The following is a 19,546-nucleotide window of genomic DNA, read 5'->3' as shown; positions in this document are numbered from 1 at the left end:
AAGAAAATGTTGATTCTTCAAGTGATATAAAATGACTACACTGTATACAGGTAATGGTCCTGATAAATCAGGGTTTTTTGGGAAATTTGGCGGATGCTACATGCCAGAAAGTCTTATGCCTGCGCTTCAAGACCTAGAGCGAGAATTTAATATTATTCGGAATAAAGCCGAGTTTTGGACTGAATACCGACAAATTTTAACAGATTTTGTGGGTCGACCTAGCCCTCTTTTTTATGCAAAAAATCTCACAATGTATGCGGGGGGAGCCAAAATATATCTTAAAAGAGAAGATTTGAACCATACCGGTGCCCATAAGATTAATAATTGTGTTGGACAAATCTTGTTGGCTAAATTAATGGGTAAAACCAGAATTATTGCGGAAACAGGTGCTGGACAACATGGTGTTGCAACAGCAACAGTATGTGCTCTCTTTAAGCTTAAATGCACCATTTACATGGGGGAAACGGATGTTCATCGTCAGCAAATGAATGTTGATCGAATGAAATTACTCGGGGCTGAAGTTAAAAGCGTTAAGAAAGGTCGTGGAACCTTAAAAGATGCTATGAATGAGGCATTAGGGGACTGGATCAGTAATGTAGACACGACCTATTATCTATTAGGAACGGGTGCAGGTCCTCATCCCTATCCGACCATAGTGAGAGAGTTCCAGAAAATTATTGGCATAGAAGCTAAAAATCAAATATTGCTGAAAGAAAATAAATTCCCTGATGCATTGGTTGCCTGTGTGGGTGGCGGATCCAACGCCTTGGGTCTAATGCACTCATTTCTACAAGATACGAGTATCAAAATGTTTGGGGTTGAAGCTGGTGGAAAAGGAACAAACAGCGGTGAGCACGCTGCATCTATTTCAAAAGGTAGAGTTGGTGTGCTGCATGGTAATTTGACTTATTTATTACAAGATTCAGATGGACAGATTCTAGACGGACATTCGATTTCAGCAGGATTAGATTATCCTGGAGTTGGTCCTGAGCACGGCATCCTGTTTGAAACAGGGCGTGTAAATTATGTCGCTGTAAATGATGAGGATGCAGTAAATGCATTTCAGATTTTAAGTCAGCAGGAGGGAATTATACCAGCGTTAGAGAGTGCTCATGCTATCGCATATGCAATTAAGCTGGCCAAAGAAATGCAGCCTGAACAGAGCATTATTGTCAATTTAAGTGGGAGAGGTGACAAAGATTTAAATACAGTCAAAAAATATCTCGCAGGAGTAACAGAATGAACCGTTTAGAGCAAAAATTAAAGCAACTAAAACAGGAAAAGCGAAGCGGTCTGGTGTGTTATTTTACTGCAGGAGACCCTGGTTTCGCAGAAAGCTCTCATTTGTTTAGTCAATTAGGCCAAGCTGGAGCAGATATTATTGAAATTGGCATTCCATTTTCTGATCCTGTTGCAGATGGAGAAATCATTCAAGCTGCCCATATCAGAGCTTTAAGTGCTGGTCAAACAGTGAGTAAAACTATCGAATTGGTCAAAGAAATAAGGTTGAAGGATAACAAGACACCAATTGTATTCATGACCTATTTAAATCCTATTCTGCAATACGGTTTTGAAAAACTTGTATGTGAAACCGAAAACCTTATTGAAGGCATCCTTATTCTAGATGCGCCCTATGAATATCAAGATCATTTTAAAGTGGCATTAAATGCAAAGAATATGCATTTAATTTCCATGACAGCTCCAACCACGCCAGTTAATAGATTAGAACAAATCTCAGGGAGTGCTACCGGTTTTTTATATCATGTTGCGGAAAATGGTTTAACTGGAGTAACTTTAAACCTAGCAAATCTTGAGCGAAAGATAGCTCAAATAAAACCAATATTTCAGATTCCTGTAGCCATTGGTTTTGGCATCAAAAATGAAAGTCATGTTAAAGCTTTAGCGAATAAAGCAGATCTCATCGTTGTAGGTTCGGCACTTGTTGATACTTTTTTTAACAAAGGGGTTAATGCTACTTTAGAAAAAGTAAGAGCTTTTTCACAGGTACTTAAACAGACTCAATGATTTTGTGTAGAGGGAGAGGAGGGGGAAGGATGTCAACAAATATCGATTACCGCTGCCTGCTCATAGCATGTTCACGGCAAAGAGTGGCAGTAGGTGTGTTAGCTTCAGCCTGCTTCACAATGGACACGATCTGACGGTCAGTAAATTTAGAGGTTTTCATGCACATTCTCTTGCCTAGAACTTAAGAATAAATTCTACTTTTAGTTCCTAATTATTTTTAGTGGGGGCTATTACAATTATCATGAATGGAATTTTCGCTGTCTTAGACTTCGAAAAAGATTTTTTAAAGTGAATAAAAGGCACCTTTTAAAAGGTGCCAAATCAAGATTAGAATTTCTTAAATTTCAACCTGACTGCCCAGTTCTACAACCCGGTTAGAAGGGATTTTATAAAAATCGCTTACAGGACTGGTGTTTTTTTGCATTGCGACAAACAGCTTTTCACGCCAAATAGACATCTTGTTCGACATACTGGGAATCAGTTTTTCTCTAGAAATAAAGAAACTGATATCCATTAAATTATATTCTAGTCCTAAGCTATCGAAAGCTTTCTCTAATGCCTTAGGTACATCCGGTTCTTCTTTAAAACCATAATTCAGACCTATTCTATAGAAGCCCTTGTCCAGTATTTCTGTCTCCATCCTATTTTCTTCATCCACATAAGGAATTTCAGAAACTCTGATCGTTACCAGCAAGTTACGTTCATGAAGAACCTTGTTATGTTTTAGGTTATGTAAAAGAGCATGCGGTACGACTTGGGGTGTGCCCGTTAAAAATACTGCATTGCCGCTCACATTTTGAGTTGTACCTCCTATGTGTTCAAGAAAAGTATTAAGCGGGAGCGTATCTTTTTGCAATTTTGCTTGAAGAATTTCTCTACCTTTTTTCCAAGTCATCATTAAGATGAAAACGTTCATGGCAATAAATACCGGCACCCAACCCCCAATAAGAATCTTGAGAAGATTAGAACTCAGTAAGATCAAGTCGATAAAGACAAAGGGAATAATAAAAAGTAATACTTTCCATGTCTTCCATTTCCAATAACTGTAAGCGAGAAAAGCCACCAATAACGTGTCACAGAACATGGTCACTGTCACTGCCAAGCCATATGCTCCTGCCAGACTACTACTCGTTTCAAATATTAATACCAGAATAGTAATAGAAATAAATAACAGCCAATTGAGTAATGGAATATAGATTTGCCCAATTTCTGAGTCAGAGGTATGTAAAATGGTTAAGCGAGGTAAAAATCCCAGTTGAATTGCTTGCTTCGCCATGGAAAATATACCGCTGATTAATGCTTGAGAAGCGATTACTGCGGCGGCTGTTGCAAGAATAATCATCGGATATAGAAGTGCGGAGGGGAGAAGCAAGTAAAAGGGATTTGTGATTGTCGTCGGATCCCGTAACAGCAATGCTCCTTGTCCTGCATAATTCAGTATTAAACATGGTAGAACAATTAAAAACCAACCCAACCGAATCGGTAAAATTCCAAAATGTCCCATATCTGCATATAAGGCTTCTCCACCTGTAACTGTTAGAACTACAGCTCCCATCACGAAAAATGAAATAACAGGATTATTGATTACAAACAAAAAAGCCCAATGCGGGCTAAGTAATGCGAGAACAAACGGACTTTGAATAATACTGCTGATACCTATGGCACCAATCGAAAGGAACCATATCAATGTTATGGGACCAAAAAACTTCCCCATTACTGCAGAACCATGTCTTTGCACAGCAAAGAGTGCAATTAAAATTCCAATACTGATTGGAATGACGAAGTGATCAAAAGCTGGCGCGGCAATTGAAAGACCCTCTACTGCTGAAAGCACCGAAATGGCCGGGGTAATAATTCCATCTCCAAAAAATAAAGATGCCCCCAAAAAACCCAAGATAATGATGATCAGTTTTTTTCGGGGAGAGAGACCCTCTTGGCGAAGATTGAGGGCCAATAAAGCCATAATTCCCCCTTCACCATTGTTATCTGCTCTCATAATGACCAATACATATTTAATGGAAACAATTAATGTAATGGTCCAGAAGATTAAGGACAGAATCCCAAGAATATTAATTTCGTTAATCGGTAATCCACGGGTTGCGTGAAAACTTTCTTTTAAGGCATATAAAGGACTCGTCCCTATATCACCGAATACCACGCCTAATGCAGCTAGCGTCAATGCGGGTACTGCCGGCTTACTCACTTTATTTTGCATATTGTGCAAATCAAAAAACTGACAAGCTTACAATTTTATCATTAGAGTTATCATGAAATTGCTCATACATAAAAAACCATGCCTTTTAAGAATCTAATAGCTTTTCTATCTAAGCCTGCACCATATGAGTGCTGAATTAAGTATTCTGAAAGTGGAAATTTCTACCTGGGAATAACATATCTTTATTTAAATAATTAAAAACAATTAGTTATGTCTTTTATAAAAGTCCATCTATGATTAGTTGGGCTTTTTTATGGATTTTTATCTTCCACGAAAATTATTTCACAACTTTTACCTAGGACTTGATAAGTCCATGTGAATTAATCAGATCAACAGGTTTTAGGATGCTCTTTGAGCATCACCCTGTAACCAATTCACAATATTCATCGGAAAGTTTTAATAGTCCCATATTTAACTAAAAGGTGTTTATTCAAGGCTAATACAAAACACAACAAAGATTCACTTAGGCTGAAAGCAAGATGAGTTATATTTTTTAAATGGCAGTTTCAATCCTAAAGCGTTTGAGTAGAGATTTACAGGAATAATAGGTGTGCACATCATATAGTGTCTAACTATCCTGCCAGGTAGTAATAACGAGGCTATTTCTGGGCCTCAATTAGAGCTGTGTTTAAAATAAAAAAGGGGTTTTTTTATGAATTCCACGACAAGCAACATAGCATTTAAAGGTAACGATCGCCTATTGTTTGGCATCATCATGGGGGTCATAGCCTTTTGGCTGTTTGCCCAAACGACTTTAAATATCGCACCCGACATGAGTCGTGACCTTGGTATGACAGCCAATAGTATGAACATCGCTGTGGCAATCACAGCCCTGTTTTCTGGGATCTTCATCGTCGTTATGGGTGGGCTAGCCGACCGAATTGGCCGCATGAAGATCGTGCGGATTGGTTTCTATCTCAACATCATTGGCTCTCTGCTCGTTGGTCTGACACCAACAGGTGACCTTACTCTACCGGTCCTGTTGGTCGGACGCGCGCTGCAGGGGCTTTCGGCAGCGTGTATCATGCCAGCCAGCTTGGCAGTTGTGAAAGCCTATTGGGACGGTGCAGAACGTCAACGCGCCATCAGTATGTGGTCGATTGGCTCGTGGGGCGGTTCTGGCTTGTGCGCATTGTTTGGCGGCCTGATGTCGCAAAACTTTGGCTGGCGCTCCATCTTCTTCGTGTCAATTGCAGTTTGCATATTGGGCCTGTGGATGATGCGTGGTACACCGGAGAGCAAGGCTGAAACCAAGGGTGATTATAAATTTGATCTACCCGGTGTACTGACCTTCATGGTCGCTATGGTGGCGTTGCAGGTAGTCGTCACTCAGGGCAATAATTTTGGCTGGGCCAGTCCGTTATCGCTCGGATTGATCGCTATAACAGTGGTGGTTGGTGCCCTTTTTCTAAAAATTGAATCGAAGTCGCCCAATGCTTTCTTCGACTTCAGCCTGTTTAAGAACGCCACTTACACCGGTGCAACAATCTCTAACTTCCTCCTCAATGCAGTAGCTGGCACGCTGATCGTATCATTGCAATTGGTGCAATTTGGCGGAAATATGACGGCTCAGGCCGCAGGTATGCTGACCTTAGGTTATGCAATTGCAATTATCGCTTTCATTCGTGTCGGCGAGAAATTATTGAAACTTTATGGTGCGCGTAAGCCGATGATCTGGGGTTGCCTCATCACCGGCTTGTCGATTGTACTGCTGTCACCGGCTAATCTGCTTCTGACAGACTATAAGATCCTCGCCATCATCGGCTATTCGTTATTTGGTGTAGGTTTGGCTTTCTATGCCACCCCATCTACCGATGCGGCCCTAGCCAACTTGCCTGATGCACAGGCTGGTGCGGGTTCAGGCATCTACAAAATGGCCTCATCGCTCGGTGCCGCCTTTGGCGTAGCGATCTCAGCAGCGATTTTCACTGCATTCAGCGCCAACAATGAAAGCATTATGTGGCTGGAAGGGGTGATTACATTTTCCGGTCGGCAGGACAACCTGGCCGTACGTGAGGCTGCAATCATGGCACTAGGGTTTAACGTACTCATGATCGTTGTTGCTATTATATCAATCATGCTCACAGTACCAAAAGGTAAGAAAACTTAAGATTTAGATTCTTGGAATGCACAAGTTTGAGAGGATTAAAGGGGGCACATAGATGCTGATTGCCCCTATTCTTTATGGGATTGTAAGTACTATGAGGCGCTCTTTAATGTACCCTCCATCTGCCCCACGAGACCCATGTTATAACCAGGTTAATGCTGCAGCCAGCATGGCTTCCAAACCAGTTTTTACGGTCGGATCTAGTTCTATTTTAAATAAAGATGAGTGGTTGGCAGGAATTTGAGCCACGGTATTGTTTTGTACTGCCTGTTCCCATTGGCTCGCCTCTGTAGAACCTACAAACCAGAACACATAAGGAACGCCCCATTTACGGCCAAAGTAACTGAAATCTTCACTGGCGGTGACAGGTGCTGTGACATAAGCCTGTTCGGCAAAAAAATCGATAAAACTTTGTTCCAGCTTGGCGGTTGCCTGTAGATCATTTTCAGTGACAGGATAACTGTTTATAAACTTGATCTCAGGATCATTTGCACCTGAAGCGTGACTTTCGCAAGTACAGATGCGTTGGACCGAATTCAGCATCTTATCGCGGACAGAATCTTTATAACTGCGCATATTCAATTTCATTACTGCAGTATCAGGAATAATATTTTCTTTGGTTCCTGCTTGAATGCTGCCAATGGTTAACACCGCACTCTCTTGGGGGGATATTTCGCGGGAAACAATGGATTGTAAGCGCACTGCGCTATAGGCTGCCATCATGACAGGATCAATCGAATTCTGCGGCATCGAACCATGTGCTCCCCGACCATGAAAAGTAATGTGTAAACTATCACCCGCAGTTAAAATGGCGCCCGCCTTATAGCCCACCGTGCCGGCCTTTCCTACCATCACATGCTGTCCCAAAATAATATCGGGCTTAGGAAATTTATCTTGCATGTCTTCAATCATGGCCAATGCACCTTGGGCAACCTCTTCACCTGGTTGAAATACTAGCATCAAGGTTCCGCTCCAGGCTTCTTTATGCTGGGACAGAATTTTTGCAACGCCCATGAGCCATGCAACATGTAAATCATGTCCACACATGTGAGAGATCTCGGTTTTAACTCCTTCAGCAGTTTGGCCTGTGGCTTGACTCGCATAAGGCAGGCCAGTTTTTTCTGGCATCGGCAGTGCATCCATATCTGCCCTTAGCATGACCGTATGACCAGTGCCATTGGACATGAGAGCTACAACACCAGTGACACCAATTTTTTCATGAATTTCATAGCCTAAAGGTTGTAGATACTCTGCCACTTTTTCAGCAGTTCTGAATTCCTGCATGGAAAGTTCAGGATTCTGATGGAAATCTTTATAAATATCGGTGAGTTCTGGAATTAGTTCTATAATTGATTTTTCCAGTGCTTTCATTGGCTTGTTCATCGCACTATCCTTTTAAAATTGGTTTTATTGAGAGCTGAAAAACGGATTGATCATCATTGCTACTGATTAAAACTTTAAATAACTAAGGCTTGAATCAGTGCATTATTTCTAGATCATTTTGTGTGGTTTTCGTGAATGAATTAAAGCTGTTAATAGGTCATATTTTTCTCGGAAGTCGCTGAGTTCTGCTTTGATCACAGATTGGCTCTGTGTTGCACAAACATTTAAAAGTTAAAGCTACCCTAAGCTACTCAAATTTAAGTGGCAACTTGAGCGTGAGGTCTGCCTAATTCGGTAAATTTTTAAGGTACTGCCACACGTGCATGGATTTCATTGATCTTGCTTTGAAAGATCCTTGCGCTGAGTTTGTTTCCTGAGAAGCCCTGCTTCGTAAGATTTGATGCAATGTATTCTTTTTGGTGGAATGACTGCATGTGCTTGCCGACCTGCAATTACTTGACGGCATTATAATTATAGGGTGTGGGTCTAATATTTATTCTGACTATCTGGACATCAGCAGGTAGGCTGAATATGTTGATATTTTCTAATCTTATAATGAGTTTAATTCATTAAAGATTATTTTGTAGCCTATACCAAATAATAGTTATTACTTCCTAAAAGGATAAAATATAAATGCTTTATAAAAAATTTTCATCTCCTCTATAGGATTCAATTTGCGCAGACTAAAGTCAATTTTCTAAGTGAATCTTTAAGTTTTCTTCAATACATATTTTTATTAGTTATTGTATTTTATAATTTTTATATAATTTATCAGACAAATCCTAAAACTTTATTCTTAACCATTTTATAGTGGCTTAATTGAATTGAAATATCAAAGATTAGGTAGCCAATTTTTCTATCTTAGAGCACTTTTTAATATCTGCAGACCACTAAACATGAATTTAATTCATCTTTTGGTTAAGTAAAATCATTTTTATTCATGTGGTGATTTAGGTATAAATCACTCCATACAGAAATTCATGTTTTATATCAGAAATTAGGTAGCGCATCATCATGAGTAACAAATTTGCATGTTCAATTCAACGCATTCGTTTTGACGAAAACTATGCACCAGCGAATAACACACGTTTAACCACAAACTTCGCTAATCTAGCACGTGGTGAAAGCCGCCAAGAAAATCTGCGCAGAACCTTAGCGATGATCAATAACCGCTTTAACAGCTTGGCAACCGTGGATAATCCAAAAGGCGATCGTTACTCACTTGAGATTGATATTATCTCGGCTGAAATCGATATTGAAGGCAATGGCAACACTTTCCCATTTATTGAAACGCTGAAAAGTACCATTACCGATCATTACACCAATGAACGTATTGAGGGCATGATCGGTAACAGTTTCTCATCTTATGTACGTGACTATGACTTTAGCGTTGTATTACCGCAATTAGGCTGTAAAACCAATGAAAAGCCTGAAGACTTCGGTGACTTACACGGCAAGCTGTATCAACATCTTGTAAGTTCTGAAGTGTTCAAAGCTGAATTTAAAAAACAACCGGTGATTTGCTTAAGTGTTTCAACATCTAAGACGTATTTCCGTACTGCAAATGTGCATCCTGTACTGGGTGTAGAATATAAAAATGATGAATATTCACGTACTGATGAATACTTCGCGAAAATGGGTTTAAGCGTTCGTTATTTCAAGCCTGAAAATGGCAATGCACCTTTAGCATTTTACTTTGCAGGTGATCTATTACGTGATTACACAGACTTTGAGTTAATCAGTGCGATTAGCACCATGGAAAGCTTCCAAAAGATTTACCGTCCTGAAATCTATAACACCAATTCACCAGCAGGCGTGGTGTATCAACCCAGCTTGAACTATCAGGATTTTTCACTGACACAAATTGTATATGACCGTGTTGAACGTAGTCAGTTAGCCGTGAAGCAAGGGAAGTGGACGGAAGCAAACTTTATCAAGCCGTATAAAGACATTCTTGACCAATGGGCTGCTGAGTTCACGGCCAAAAATACTGCCAACCAACAACACGCTGCTTAATTCACCGTAAATACAGATAGAAGATTAGATATGGCTATTTTACTCCCAACATCTACTGCTGGCAGCTTACCAAAACCCTCTTGGTTGGCAGAACCTGAAAAACTTTGGTCACCTTGGAAATTAGAAGGCCAAGAATTGCTAGATGCAAAACAAGATGCATTACGTTTGTCGCTACATGAGCAGCAACAAGCGGGTATCGATATTGTCAGCGATGGTGAACAAACCCGTCAGCATTTTGTGACGACGTTTATTGAGCATCTTGAAGGCGTGGATTTTAATCAACGTGAAACGGTAAAAATCCGGGATCGTTATGAAGCAAGGGTACCATCTGTTGTCGGTGAAGTTTCTCGTCAAAAGCCTGTGTTTGTTGAAGATGCTAAATTCTTACGTTCATTGACAGATCAACCAATTAAATGGGCACTGCCTGGCCCTATGACGATGATCGATACTTTATATGATGGTCACTACAAAAGCCGTGAAAAACTGGCTTGGGAATTTGCCAAGATCTTGAATCAGGAAGCACGTGAGCTTGAAGCGGCAGGTGTGGATATCATTCAGTTTGATGAGCCTGCATTTAACGTGTTCTTTGATGAAGTGAATGACTGGGGTGTCGCGACTCTAGAACGTGCGCTTGAAGGTCTGAAATGTGAAACCGCAGTGCATATTTGCTATGGTTATGGTATTAAAGCCAATATCGATTGGAAAAAAACATTAGGCTCAGAATGGCGTCAATACGAAGAGGCGTTTCCAAAACTGCAGCAGTCTAAACTCGATATTATCTCACTTGAATGTCATAACTCACGTGTACCGATGGATTTGATTGAACTGATTCGCGGCAAGAAAGTGATGGTGGGTGCCATTGATGTCGCAAGTAACACGATTGAAACAGCAGAGGAAGTGGCAAATACATTACGTAAAGCACTTCAATTTGTAGATGCAGACAAACTCTATCCTTCAACCAACTGTGGTATGGCGCCACTCGGTCGCCAAGTGGCTCGTGGCAAACTGCATGCCCTGAGTGCTGGTGCTGAGATTATTCGTCAGGAATTATCTCGCTAATTACAGTGAATCCATGATGCCTTCCAAGGGGGGAGGCAACATGGAATTTATACAAAAGTTGAATGATGGAATACGGTGATGGTTGAAGCGACAGACTTTAAAAATGCAATGTCTTTATTAACAAGTGCAGTCAATGTAGTGACCACGACGGGTGAGTCGGGTCGTCATGGTTTTACCGCATCTGCGGTGTGTAGCGTGACCGATACACCACCGACATTATTGGTGTGTATGAATAAATCATCCCGTTCACATGCAAATTTTGTAGAGAATAAAGTGCTGTGTGTGAATGTATTAAGCGCAGAGCAAGAGCATCTTTCTAATGTATTCGCATCCTCAAAATTCAGTTCGGAAGAGCGTTTTGAACAGGGTAAATGGTCGGCTTTAGAAACAGAATCTCCTGTACTTCAAGATGCACTGGTGAGCTTTGATTGTGAAATTGGGCAGATCCAAGAAGTTGGCACACACACGATTTTTATCTGTCCGATTGTTGCTATCAAAAAAAATCAAGAAGATCAGGCCTTAGTCTATTTTAACCGCGCTTATCATCAGGTTGGTGAAACAGAAACTGCTTAAATCTATTTTTAAAGTTGGTATTACGTGGAACTTATTATTTTTTTAGCCATGGGTGCACTGGCAGGATTTGCACTTGGGTTCTTTGGCGTGGCTAGGGGCTGATCATTGGGCACTGTTGCAAATCGGGAATATCATCGATTCATATCCTTATTTGCAACAGTGCCAATTTTTACATATTGAAATTTTGCTATAGCCATCAGATTCCATTCTTTTAAATTTGCAGAAATAATTTCATCATCACAAATATTTTCAATAAAAAACAATAAATTAAATAGTTGCTTAATTTCATAAATGTATATATAGTGTATATACATTTTATTTGTATTAGTGCCTTTGGGAATAAATATCTTATGACTGATCAACCCAAAAAAATAAAGGCCAACAGAAAAGATGGGCAACTCTTAATTCGCATTAACAGCACTGAACGTGATGAGTTCATTCAATTATGTGAAGCCATGGACACCAGTGCCGCTAGAGAATTAAGAAAATTTATCCGTAGTTTTATGAAAAAAAACCAGTCAGCGGATATTCATACCAAGGAGTGACATTATGTCGAAGCAAGTTAAAATCTTGAAACAGAAGATCAAAGCACGTCTTGAAAAGATTTCAAAACACAAAAACAAGTTAAATAAGTTCAAAAAACAGCTTAAAAAACAGAAGTAAGAGCTTATTTAGCGAGGGTTAGCCTCACTAGGCCTAAGCATCAAATATAAAAAAGCTCAATGTCCTGTTGGGCTTTTTTATTGCCTGAATTTCACTTTTTTTAAAAAAATGGGAGCTATAACTGAACCGCCCCTCGAAAATTGGACATTTTTAGTCTTTAATACGCTTTTTTGCTTCGTCATGAACCATGCTATCAGCCCGTTTTCCAACGGTAATAAGCAAGATAACAACTTGATCATCTTTGACTTGATAGACCAGTCTTAGTCCAGCTTTTAACAGTTTAATTTTATAGCAGCCAGCAAGATGTCCTCTAAGCGTATCCTTCGGAATAATGCCCATTATGTTCAATAATAGCTCAAATATTCTATTTAATTGTCATTAAACCGGATTCTGGCATGGTGATATACGGAAAATTTGGACGAATTAAAAAGCCTGCAAAAGCAGGCTTTTCAGTGTCTGGTTTGGAGTTAACTATTTTTCTTTTCTAATTTTTGGGCAACGACTGATTCACATTCTAATTGGTGGAAGCTGATCAGATCTGCCGATGTACTTAACTTGCCATTTTCACGATCGAAAATAAAAGAAACAGAACATTTTTGATTTGCCTGATTGGTGATTTGAACACCGTAATACCAGATTTCAGCATCGCTAATCACTGCGATGTTTTTAGTCTCACCTAACTTTTCTTTTAATACCGCCTGAGTTGGGGTGCTGATTGCACTAGCAATAAAATCTAATGAAACAGGTTTGTGCTCAGTGATTTTAGAGGTGATTTCTGGACTAAACAATTGGTAATCATTACTCATTAACTGTTCATGATTATGTGCGTTTGCCAGTGATGCTACGGATAGTGCTAATGTCAGCGTGATTAACTTGGTTTTCATATTGTATTCCCATGATTCGAATATTTTAAAGTTTGAGTTTCTTTTAAATTTATAAAATCATATACGATCTTAAAAATAACAAAGGGTCTGGAGATAGAATCTCATTTTTTTGTTTCACTCTGATGGGCAATGCTGTTCCAGATCTTTAAGGGTTTTTGGACCAATATGTCCGAGACAGTTTATTTAAGTTAGGCTGCCAGTTTAGATTTATACGTGACATAAAAAAATCTTCACCATAAAAAACGGATGCTATTAATCAGTATCACAGTTCAATTGGGGAGATAATTTTGAAGTTTAATGGATATGTTATTTTAGTTACATTAGATTACATTTTTATGATTATATTATATTATTATTTTTGTGGTGAAAAATCAATCAACAAGTGGTTTAATCAGCTTCAGAATAACAATAAGTAAATATAGAAAGAGAAGGGTAACAGAATTTTAATTCTCTAATTTTTTGTTATAAAGACGCTCAAAGAAGTAAATAAAGGATTAGAGAGTTATGCTTTTTTATCCAATTCATTACACTTTCCATTGTATAAATCATATGAAGCGTGGGTACAGAATCTGCACTTTTTTGTGTTATTCCTAACTAGAAATGTCCTACATAGATATTTCCAAATCAAGCACACGATTCAGCAATCATATTTGATTTTACATATATCTAGAAAATCTTTAAAGATATTTTTAATATTCGGCCGTATATATAAAATGCCTATTATTTTAGATAAATTTAGATGATTTTTCATTTATTATTTAACTATGAATCTCCACATTACCACTGTTAGATTTTAACGAAAATTAAAAAATAACCCATATATAACACACACTATAAAGAAAATTTATTTTTAAATTAATATTTATTTAATAAATTAAAGTGGACTTTTATGATTTTTTTTAGAGTTAATATATTTCATTTTATTTAAATTTTAACAAATAAATTGGTATTTTTAGTAATAGAGTACTCAACCATTAAGTGCTTTAATTCTTTTACATAAAAACAATAAATAAGTATAAAAAAGCATTGTATGTAAAAATTCTGGGTTTCTAATTTTTCATTATAAAAAATGCTCAAAGAAGCGAATGAAAAGTTAGGGAGTTTAGGGAGTTTAGGGAGTTTAGGGAGTTTAGGGAGTTTAGGGAGTTTAGGATATTAACTAGCATGAAAATTATTAACCGTTTAAAAGAGAAAGAATCAGTTCATTTTTATGAAAATAATGGTCGAATTAAATGAGTTAGATTAACCGATAAAGGACAAAATCACGAAAAGATTAATGATCTCAGTGGAATTATTTTATATAAATCTTTTGAATGTTTATGCCACAACTCCATGTTTGAGTATAAAAAACATACAATTGTTAATAATCAAACTTTATATTAACTAATTAGGTTACTTTAAATGAATGCTTTAGAAGAACGTTTACCATCATTTATGACTAAATTACATCAGTTTGATAGTAATGAAGCACGTAAAAACCAATTAAAAAATGATCTATTTCATATCAATGCTAATCTAAAAAAATTGGCTAGTAATATTGAAAAATCAGTACATAATCTAGTTTTTATTGATCTGGATGATTTTTTAACAACACGAGGTTGGAAATCAGAAATTGAGGCTGAAAAAAATAAGACCTACAAAAAAAGTAATAACTTTATTAAGTTGTCTCCAATAAGTACATTAAATACAAAAATTTCTTTCTTGGTTGGTCATAACTTAGTTCGAATTCAAGATCATTGTATTGAATTATCTTTTAAAGATGTAGTTCTACAGAGTGCTATTCATACAGCTAAGCTAGGTATAGAAATTAATAATGGTAAGTCAATCGACGAACTTGAGGATTGTTTGAAGAAATTTCAGATGATAAAAAGTAAGTTAGAAGAGTCAATAGTGAAACTGGATTTAAGTCAAATTAATTTAGAAACATTTAAAGCTAATTTAAATAGCCGTAAAAAACAGCCTAATTTACGTGAAGCAATTATAAAAATTTTGGAAACTATTTAATTTTATAGATTATCTAAAATTAACATACTAAACGTTATACGAAGTCAAAAAAGCGTGGATCCTTAGACCCACGCTTCATATGATTTATACGATGGAAAGTGTAGTGAATTGGATAAAAAAGCATAGCACTCTCATCCTTATTTACTTCTTTACTCTTTTTATAACAAAGAATTAGAGAGCTAAATTTCAAATACACCCCTAAAATCTATACCAGCTCGGAAATGATCTCTGCCAACACGGCATCTGCTTGCGAAGTACTTTTGACAGCAGAAATTTCCTTTTTAACTTTAGTGAGGGATTTCCCTGTTTCTTTAAAAGAAAAAACGGTTTTATTTCCTATGAGGATTAGAGGGGTGAGATTAGAGACTTCACCTATTTTTAAGAATAGCTCTGCCACTCTGACTTGATGAGTATAAATAGATCGTAAATTTTTAGTAATTTCTAAAGCAATCCGTTTATTCATAAATATATCCATTAATTTTATTGAACACTTTAATTCTTATAAATCCAATCTTAGCAGAACCAGTATCGATGAGTAAATGCCAAAAATTTGTGCATTATTGCGCTTAAAAAAAACTTTTTATTGCTGATAGAGTAAGGCTTTCAGCTTTTAAGCATGTTTAGAAATATAGAGTAAATATTATTGTTTTATTCTCAGGGTCCAACAAAATCAGAGTTCAAAAGAGATGAAACGAGGTGAGTTTTTAGGGCAGGATCATGAACGTATGTATGAGTTTGATCATTGAATAGCCACCGATTTTGTAGACACCTTTTAGTTAGATAAAATAGCTAATTAACGAGGTGCTTATGAGCAGTAAACGATACCCTGAAGAGTTCAAAATTGAAGCAGTAAAGCAAGTTACCGAGAAAGGCCATAGTGTGGCCGAAGTTGCTGCACGTTTAGGAACTACCACCCATAGTCTGTATGCCTGGATTAAACGTTATGATCCACAGCAACCCAAGACAACAGAGTATGGTGATCCGCTTGCAGAACTGGCGAAGCTAAAAAAAGAGCTGCAAAGGGTCACCGAAGAAAGGGACATATTAAAAAAGCTGCGGTGTACTTCGCAAGCCAGTCCAAATGAGGTACGCCTTTATTCAGGACAACCAGCATATATGGCCTGTTCGTCGTTTATGTTCAACTCTGGATGTTCATCATAGTGGTTATTATGCATGGTTAAAGCAACCCATCAGTAAAACTGCGAGGAAACGGCAACAGCTTTCGGGATTAATTAAACAGTTCTGGCTAGAATCTGGCGGAGTCTACGGCTATCGCAAGATCCACTTTGATCTGAAGGATTTTGGTGAAAGCTGTGGGATTAATCGAGTACACCGGCTGATGAAAGCAGATGGACTGAAATCACAGCGTGGCTATCGTAAACCCAGAGCTCATGTAGGTACTCCATCTGTTATTGCCGCAAATACTTTAGATCGACAGTTTAACCTAACTCATCCCAACCAACTGTGGGTCACTGATATTACTTATATTCGTACTCATGAGGGATGGCTGTATCTTGCAATTGTAATTGACCTGTTTTCTCGTCTTGTTGTGGGCTGGTCGATGAAATCCAGAATCACGACAGACCTGGTTTTAGATGCATTACTAATGGCTTTGTGGCGAAGGAATCCAAAGAAGAAGGTTCTGATCCATTCTGATCAAGGTAGCCAATACACCAGCCATGAATGGCAGACATTTCTCAAGCATCATAATCTTGAAAGCAGTATGAGTCGGCGTGGAAACTGCCATGATAATGCTGTTGCCGAGAGTTTCTTTCAGTTGTTAAAACGAGAGAGAATCAAGAGGAAAATATATTCATCAAGAACTGAAGCTAGGTCGGATATCTTTGAATATATTGAGATGTTCTACAATTCAAAACGCAGACATGGTTCCAATGGTCAGCGTTCTCCATTAGATTATGAAAAGGCCCATCAAAAGATGGTTATGTGTGTCTAGAGTTTTGGTGGCTATTCACTTTAGTAGATATCGCTCACGACGCTTAATCGTATTCCAGCCTTTCGTGACACTAATAATATCTACAGGATTGGATTTTAAAATTGGTTGATCATCTGTTGAATACAGTACATGCATGTACTTCCATATGGTACCCAATAAAGAAATAGATCCATTCGCCGATGAGAGGCTGAATTTAGTAACATCAATAAATTTATCCAGCACCTCTTCTTTTGATATTTCGAATAGTTTTTTATTAGACCACCCTAAATACAAATCAAAATACTTATGATACTGACGAATGGTTTTAGGCTTAAAGTCATTACGACCAATATAAATATCTAATGCCTCATTTACAGTTAGATCTAATGGACCTTTACCGTTTTTAACATTTTTAGGTTTTATATACTCATTATTTGAAATCTGCGCCAATATTTTTTGAGCTTTGGCTCGAGCATTTGTATGTGGGATATCTGAAGTCTTGCCGATCGTTACACGAAACAGCTCCCCTGAATGACGTCGTTCAATAATGTATGTTTTACTTTTAGTAGTTACACGAACAGCAAAACCTATCAATTCAGAGTCGCGATATATTTTTTGACCTTTTTCAGTCAATGGAATAGCATCAACATTAGATTTGTTGAGTTTCATGGTTCAATCCGATTTTAGCGAATTATGATTTAAGCATGTTTCCCAACAGTCTATAAATAGTCTACAAGCCATTTTTTGCAACAATAAAAACCATCAAAAATACATACTAAGTAATTGTTTTTTAAAAATATTTATAAAATTAAAAACCCACAGTAGTGTTATAGAAAAAGTAGAATCCTGCAAGTTTATGTTGGATGGGTAATGAGAGCATAGATATATAAACAGATTTATTTTCAATAAGTTAAAAAATAAAGAGTGATCTTGAGTTGTAGCAAAAGGACCCAGGAGCAGTGCAACTTTGTAGAAATTTTTTCAAAATTCAATTATTTCAAAATTTGTATACAGCCTAAAAATCTCTATTTTTCAATAATATATAATACATCCTGAACATGAATTATGCCTGTTAAGTTTCTCTTACTTGATTTAAAATTGTAAAAACAACTCGTTAGTTTGTAGGAGGTTAAACTTATGCCTACAGGTAATAAATCAGCTTATACAGAAAAACAGAAACGATAGGCAAAACATATTTTTGAGAGTGAAAGAGAACGTGGTCTTTCTGAAGAAGATGCGGAACGTATTGCTTGGGCTACAGTCAATAAGCAAGATGGTGGTGGCAAGAAAAAAAGACCTCACCACTAAAAGTAAATAAGTTTTTTGCTTTATGTCAAAGCCCTTTAATTTAGAGCTTTGTTGTGTTCGCCTTACATGTTATGTGGGTTATTTACCGCTTATCGTAAAGTAAAATAGAATAAATAGATTTGCATTTTGTGATGTTTAGCCAATGGCACTGGACGACTGAAGAAGATCGGTCAAAAAGTTTTTAGCAGTCAAACAGAAGCTGATATTTTTATTGCAGAAAGTTACGGAGAATTTTTTAGGGATGCAGAGGTGATTTTATTCAAATGATGACTAACTTCCCGCCTCATAACTGATTATTTACTTTATACAATAAACTTTCTCTTAGAAAACTTCTTTTATTTTTCAAAATACTTTTTACATCCTTCAAAAAATTCCTCATTAAAATTCATCGCTGGATCGTCTTTATCATCATCACATTGGTCTACCGACTTAAGCGTGTCCTGAGCATAACGATAACCATTGTATTGCTCTGTACCCTCTTTAAAACCACCAAATTCTTCTGGTTTCATTGAATACTGGAAATATAGAAAGGCTGCAATACCTATAATTGCTAAAACAGCGCTTATGATTTTGAAGGATTTTAAGTTCATTTAATTTATTTTTACCTTTGGATGAAATGATGACAAATAAAATAATCAGGCAGTTTATCTACGAAAACTTTGAAACAATAAAAACCCTGAATACTTGGATTCAAGGCGAGTAAAGCAAAGTTTTATTTCTGTTGTTTTTGTGGATTGGATTGCTGATTTTGTTGATCAGGCTGTGGCTTATTCAATGATTTCTGTTGATCCGGCTGTTGATTATACTGACTTTGCTGCATGGGTTGTTGATTAGCCATTTTTTTATCCTATAGTTTGGAATATGTTGTACTCATAATGACTTTTTTAATTTACTCCTTAAATTTTATTATTCCACACTCTATCTGTTTCAATTTTCTTTCATGTAAGTTTTATTAATGTAAATAATTGATTTAAATTGAATATATTCCTATCTAAATTCACATTATTTACCGAAAGTGTTAGAAATATTATTTTCATTAACAAGCCACTTTTACGCTCAATTACATCACAGTAGCTTTAATTCAAGCCAACACATCTAATCCTGATACAAATTCAGGTCTCTCCTGATGAAGCAGTTCGTCTAGTGGCTTAAGCTCAATCCTGACTTTATCAATAATCATCATGTTATGGGGCTTAAAACCTGAACAACTTACGCACTGAGATTTTGCCAGCTCATCCGCATAAAACTGTAAATCTTTTGTAAGCATCCGCTGAATCCCATTGCTATGTTTTAACGAGGTTCAGGTTTCCAACGATGAGGTAGCAAATCCTCAATTTCTGTGACTTTATGGGTGGGTAGTCTTTTTAGGACATCAC

16 protein-coding genes and 4 pseudogenes are annotated in these 19,546 nt (G+C 37.3%); 10 read left to right on the top strand and 10 right to left on the bottom strand.

What is annotated here, in order from left to right; genetic code table 11:
* The first annotated feature begins 31 nt into the window (after window positions 1-31).
* The gene (gene trpB, locus HLH18_RS12725; protein ID WP_171547129.1) at window positions 32-1,243 is read left to right on the top strand and encodes a tryptophan synthase subunit beta; all 1,212 of its coding nucleotides are present in this window, start codon (window positions 32-34) and stop codon (window positions 1,241-1,243) included.
* On the top strand, window positions 1,240-2,025 hold the full coding sequence (gene trpA, locus HLH18_RS12720) for a tryptophan synthase subunit alpha (protein WP_171547128.1): 786 nt from the start codon (window positions 1,240-1,242) through the stop codon (window positions 2,023-2,025). The genes trpB and trpA overlap by 4 nt, the downstream gene beginning before the upstream one ends.
* Window positions 2,026-2,083: 58 nt before the next feature.
* Here trpA and HLH18_RS16260 read toward each other — a convergent pair.
* Window positions 2,084-2,185, bottom strand: a pseudogene (locus tag HLH18_RS16260) (transposase); the annotation flags it as partial.
* Between the two features lie 177 nt (window positions 2,186-2,362).
* Window positions 2,363-4,240 (bottom strand): potassium transporter Kup, encoded by a 1,878-nt coding sequence (locus HLH18_RS12715; RefSeq protein WP_171547127.1) that lies wholly within the window; start codon window positions 4,238-4,240, stop codon window positions 2,363-2,365.
* Between the two features lie 652 nt (window positions 4,241-4,892).
* Between HLH18_RS12715 and HLH18_RS12710 the strand changes: the two genes are divergently transcribed.
* A complete protein-coding gene (locus tag HLH18_RS12710) occupies window positions 4,893-6,350 on the top strand; it encodes an MFS transporter (RefSeq protein WP_171547126.1) in 1,458 nt (485 codons plus the stop codon).
* Window positions 6,351-6,488: 138 nt separating this feature from the next.
* Here the strand turns inward: HLH18_RS12710 and HLH18_RS12705 are convergent, their stop codons facing one another.
* Window positions 6,489-7,730, bottom strand: a complete 1,242-nt coding sequence (locus tag HLH18_RS12705) for an amidohydrolase (RefSeq protein WP_250852423.1) — start codon at window positions 7,728-7,730, stop codon at window positions 6,489-6,491.
* 1,014 nt (window positions 7,731-8,744) lie between these two features.
* Here HLH18_RS12705 and HLH18_RS12700 point away from each other — a divergent pair.
* The 4 genes from HLH18_RS12700 to HLH18_RS12685 all read left to right on the top strand — a co-directional run bounded on the left by HLH18_RS12700 (window position 8,745) and on the right by HLH18_RS12685 (window position 11,923).
* Window positions 8,745-9,746 carry a putative oxygenase MesX gene (locus HLH18_RS12700; protein WP_171547125.1) on the top strand — a complete coding sequence of 334 codons (1,002 nt, stop codon included), beginning with the start codon at window positions 8,745-8,747 and terminating at the stop codon, window positions 9,744-9,746.
* A 30-nt stretch (window positions 9,747-9,776) separates the two neighbouring features.
* On the top strand, window positions 9,777-10,805 hold the full coding sequence (locus HLH18_RS12695; RefSeq protein ID WP_171547124.1) for a methionine synthase: 1,029 nt from the start codon (window positions 9,777-9,779) through the stop codon (window positions 10,803-10,805).
* Between the two features lie 78 nt (window positions 10,806-10,883).
* Window positions 10,884-11,378 (top strand): flavin reductase, encoded by a 495-nt coding sequence (locus tag HLH18_RS12690; RefSeq protein WP_171547123.1) that lies wholly within the window; start codon window positions 10,884-10,886, stop codon window positions 11,376-11,378.
* A 350-nt stretch (window positions 11,379-11,728) separates the two neighbouring features.
* The gene (locus HLH18_RS12685) at window positions 11,729-11,923 is read left to right on the top strand and encodes a hypothetical protein (RefSeq protein ID WP_131289710.1); all 195 of its coding nucleotides are present in this window, start codon (window positions 11,729-11,731) and stop codon (window positions 11,921-11,923) included.
* 268 nt (window positions 11,924-12,191) lie between these two features.
* Here the strand turns inward: HLH18_RS12685 and HLH18_RS12680 are convergent.
* Window positions 12,192-12,371 (bottom strand): annotated as a pseudogene (locus tag HLH18_RS12680) (type II toxin-antitoxin system RelE family toxin); the annotation flags it as partial.
* A gap of 137 nt (window positions 12,372-12,508) precedes the next feature.
* Window positions 12,509-12,925 carry a hypothetical protein gene (locus HLH18_RS12675; RefSeq protein WP_171547121.1) on the bottom strand — a complete coding sequence of 139 codons (417 nt, stop codon included), beginning with the start codon at window positions 12,923-12,925 and terminating at the stop codon, window positions 12,509-12,511.
* 1,401 nt (window positions 12,926-14,326) lie between these two features.
* On the opposite strand from HLH18_RS12675, the gene HLH18_RS12670 reads away from it, so the two are divergent.
* Window positions 14,327-14,929, top strand: coding sequence for a hypothetical protein (locus HLH18_RS12670; protein ID WP_171547120.1), 603 nt, complete (start codon window positions 14,327-14,329; stop codon window positions 14,927-14,929).
* A gap of 205 nt (window positions 14,930-15,134) precedes the next feature.
* Here HLH18_RS12670 and HLH18_RS12665 read toward each other — a convergent pair whose 3' ends face one another.
* Window positions 15,135-15,392, bottom strand: coding sequence for a hypothetical protein (locus HLH18_RS12665; protein WP_171547119.1), 258 nt, complete (start codon window positions 15,390-15,392; stop codon window positions 15,135-15,137).
* 344 nt (window positions 15,393-15,736) lie between these two features.
* Between HLH18_RS12665 and HLH18_RS12660 the strand changes: the two genes are divergently transcribed.
* A protein-coding gene (locus HLH18_RS12660) for an IS3 family transposase (RefSeq protein WP_502708135.1) occupies window positions 15,737-16,883 on the top strand; the annotation gives its coding sequence in 2 pieces (ribosomal slippage) (window positions 15,737-15,990 and window positions 15,989-16,883; 1,149 coding nt in all).
* Window positions 16,884-16,901: 18 nt separating this feature from the next.
* On the opposite strand, the pseudogene HLH18_RS12655 reads toward HLH18_RS12660, so the two are convergent.
* Window positions 16,902-17,531, bottom strand: a pseudogene (locus HLH18_RS12655) (site-specific integrase family protein); the annotation flags it as partial.
* 468 nt (window positions 17,532-17,999) lie between these two features.
* Between HLH18_RS12655 and HLH18_RS12650 the strand changes: the two are divergent.
* Window positions 18,000-18,170, top strand: a pseudogene (locus HLH18_RS12650) (hypothetical protein).
* Between the two features lie 335 nt (window positions 18,171-18,505).
* On the opposite strand, the gene HLH18_RS12645 reads toward HLH18_RS12650, so the two are convergent.
* From HLH18_RS12645 to HLH18_RS12640, 3 genes are all read right to left on the bottom strand, one after another.
* A complete protein-coding gene (locus HLH18_RS12645; RefSeq protein WP_171547117.1) occupies window positions 18,506-18,760 on the bottom strand; it encodes a hypothetical protein in 255 nt (84 codons plus the stop codon).
* A 122-nt stretch (window positions 18,761-18,882) separates the two neighbouring features.
* On the bottom strand, window positions 18,883-19,008 hold the full coding sequence (locus HLH18_RS16225; RefSeq protein WP_284729611.1) for a hypothetical protein: 126 nt from the start codon (window positions 19,006-19,008) through the stop codon (window positions 18,883-18,885).
* 243 nt (window positions 19,009-19,251) lie between these two features.
* The gene (locus HLH18_RS12640) at window positions 19,252-19,437 is read right to left on the bottom strand and encodes a hypothetical protein (RefSeq protein WP_171547116.1); all 186 of its coding nucleotides are present in this window, start codon (window positions 19,435-19,437) and stop codon (window positions 19,252-19,254) included.
* Window positions 19,438-19,546: the final 109 nt, after the last annotated feature.

Origin of the sequence: Acinetobacter sp. ANC 5414, from assembly GCF_013004295.1 — a bacterium.
Lineage (GTDB): Bacteria > Pseudomonadota > Gammaproteobacteria > Pseudomonadales > Moraxellaceae > Acinetobacter.
The sequence above is the reverse complement of the archived record's forward strand: the minus strand, read 5'-3'. Positions and strand labels throughout refer to the sequence as shown.